Raw genomic sequence first — 3,411 nt, forward strand, 5'->3', positions numbered from 1 at the left:
GTAAAGATGGTAGTGTTCGCGGCGATGGTAAGAGTGGCAATGCGTTTGAAATGAATGCAGATGCCGGTACTGTCGGTGCAAAAGGCGCTGATGGCAGTGCAGTTGTATTAAATGGTAAAGACGGCACTATCGATATGAACGGTAAAGACGGTAAAAATAAAGTCACCATAGGCACGCAAGAAGGTAACGTCGGCATAGATGGCACGAACGGTACAACCCGCGTTGTTGTCAAAGAAGGCGATAAAGTCAATGAATTAGCTACCATGAATGATGGCTTGAAATTCAAGGGTGATAGTGGCGATGTAGTCAACCGTAAATTGAATGAAACCCTTTCCATTGAAGGCGGTGCAGATACAACAAAATTATCTGATAAGAATATCGGCGTAGTAACCGATGCAGCAAATGGCAAGATGTCAGTTAAATTGGCAAAAGACTTGAAAGACTTGACAAGTGTAGAAACGAAGGACGATCAAGGTAATACGACCAATATGACCGGTGCCGGCACAACTACAACCGATACTAAGGGTAATACAACTACTACAAACGCTACAGGCGTAACAACTACTGATGGAAAAGGGAATAGTACTACCACCACAGCCGATGGTGTAACAACCACTGACGGAAAAGGTAACACGACTGTTATCAATAAGGGCGGTATTACCATTCAGGCAAAAGATAAGAAAGCTGTTTCTTTAACCGACAAAGGACTAGATAATGGCGGCAATAAACTAACCTCTATTACAGATGGTGATATTAGTAAAGATTCAAAAGATGCTGTGAACGGCGGTCAACTTTACAAGACAAATCAAGGTTTTGATATATTGGTAGGAGAAGATACACCGAAAAACAGAGCTAATGTTGCCTTAGGTAAGGATAAGAAAGAAACCGTAGAATTTGCCGCCGGCAATGGTTTGATTGCTACTATTGACAAAGATACCAAGAAGATTACCTATGCGATGAAAGATAATATCGAAATCGGTAAAAAAGGTGAAAAAGATGGTAAATTAGTTGTTAATGGCAAAGATGGAGAATCCATTACCATGAATGGCAAGGATGGTATCGTTGAAACTAAAGGCACAGATGGTACAACGGTTACTATGAACGGTAAAGATGGTACTGTGGGCGCTAAAGGCACAGATGGTACAAGCGTTACCATGAATGGTAAAGACGGCACCATCGGCGGTAAAGGCACAGATGGTACAACGGTTACTATGAATGCTAAAGATGGTACAATCGGAGCTCAAGGACCAAAAGGTGCTGATGGTAGAGATGGTGCTTCCGTTATGATCAACGGTAAAGACGGTACTACGACTATTAACGGTGCTACTGATAAAGACGGTAAGAAAAATACGATTTCCCTTGACGGTAAAAACGGCAAGATGGGTGTTACCGGTAAAGACGGTAATAGTGTTACGTTGAACGGTCAAGACGGTTCTATCGGCATGAAAGGTAAAGACGGTAAAAATACAGTTCAAATTACGACCAAAGATGGCAAGGTCGGCGTTGACGGCAAAGATGGAGAAACACGTATTGTTGTCAAAGATGGCGATAAAGTCAATGAATTGGCAACGATGAATGACGGCATGAAGTTTGCCGGTGACAGCGGTGATGTAGTCAATCGTAAATTGAACGAAACCCTTTCCATTGAAGGCGGAGTGAAAGATGCTACCAAGCTTTCTGATGGTAATATCGGAGTTGTCACAGACAAGGCAAACGGTAAGATGACGGTGAAACTGGCTAAAGAGTTGAAGAACCTCGAACGGGTAGAAACGAAAGCACTTAAAGCGGATACCATCGAAACTAAATCCATGAAGATGGGTGATGTGACCTTGAATGAAACGGGTCTTACTATCAAGAATGGACCGGCTGTGACCAAAGCAGGTATCGATGCCGGTGGTAAAGCTATTCATCATGTCGCACCGGGCGTTATTGCCGCAAATAGCCAAGACGCTGTTAATGGGGCACAACTCTTTGGTACAGAAATGCGGGTTACACTCTTAGGAGCTCATATAAATCGTGTAGGGGCTGGCGCGAGTGCCTTAGCAGGACTTCATCCGCTTGATTTTGACCCCGATGATAAATGGGATTTTTCTGCGGCTTATGGTAGTTATAGTGGCAATGGTGCGTTTGCACTAGGAGCATATTATAGACCAAGTGAAAGCTCTATGGTTAGCGTTGGCGGTACATTAGGCAATGATAATAATATGTTTAACATTGGTGTAAGCCTTAAAATGGGACGAGGTAATAATAACATTACCAATTCGCGCATTGCTATGGCTAAAGAAATCTTGGATTTACGCAAAGAAAATAAAGCGTTGAAAACACGATTAGATGGTATGGAAGAAAAGATGAATCAAGTGCTTACGAAAGTAGGTGCACCGAAAGAATCGTTGTATACACCTGCTATGTATCCAGATGTACCGGAAAATCATTGGGTATATCATTACATTAAAACGTTGCAGGCGAAGGAGCTTCTCGGAGCATTCCAAGATATGGCGAATAAAAAACAATTTACACGTCATGAAATAGCTCAATTACTTTATACGGCCTTGAAGAAGGGGGCAGCTGTCGATGATACGATGGATAGAGCGTTGAGCGAGTTTGAAAATGAAATAAGAGAGGTGAGAGATGTACGCATTCGCGTAGACCGCTTAAGAAGTGATGTACAAGGCGATATGATTAATCGGGTTCGCGTTAATGACGTACCAGATACGAAACAATCTCAGGTTAATTCCTAATCATACTGATGAAACAGCGAGGTAAGTTACAGCCTCGCTGTTTTTTTTGTGTGTTCGGTGTAGATATTTGCAGGTATATAGCGTTGATGTACATCCTTTATGGTAGGAATGAAAAGGCAGAAAAAATAATTGAGGAAGTAAAACATGGTAGAATAGTTGATTGAGATTTATAATATGATATTACCCTTGTTATGGTGATTTTTATAAACAATTTAATAGTTACTTTGGCCGGTTTTTATTTTCGGCGATGGGGAAGTAATAAGTGCAGAGTCAAGTATTAGCGGTATTTTGTGAAAATAAAATATAAATTGATATGATTTAGTTGTATATAATTAGTTAACTATATTTGATTACAGAAAGAGGATATAGCACACAATATTTTATTTGTAATAGAAGGATATTGACTTTATACAAGCCTTATGGTAATATTAAAAACATCTCGCAATAAATATAATTAATTCAATGGAGGAAATGAGAATGAAAATGAGAAAGAAGGCGATTTTAGTAAGTGCATTATTGGCGTCATTGGTGAGCAGTGGTGTTATGGCAGATCAGGCAGCTGATATACAAGAGGCTAAGAATAAGGCAGAGCAAGCATTTGGGCAAGTAACTGCCCTAGATGGAAAAGTAAAAAATATAGAAACCGATTTAACTACATATAAAGGAAAGACGG

General features: G+C 40.5%; 2 protein-coding genes. Both read left to right on the forward strand.

The features are described 5' to 3' along the window. Nucleotides 1-2,738, forward strand: a 2,738-nt coding sequence (locus HMPREF3182_RS03170; RefSeq protein WP_206445539.1) for a YadA-like family protein, incomplete at its 5' end; no start/stop codon positions are given. A gap of 477 nt (nucleotides 2,739-3,215) precedes the next feature. Continuing rightward, nucleotides 3,216-3,411 (forward strand): hypothetical protein (locus tag HMPREF3182_RS07625; protein ID WP_206445540.1); only part of this gene is annotated, 196 nt, incomplete at its 3' end.

This window comes from Megasphaera hutchinsoni (assembly GCF_001553405.1).
Classification (GTDB): Bacteria; Bacillota; Negativicutes; order Veillonellales; family Megasphaeraceae; genus Megasphaera; species Megasphaera hutchinsoni.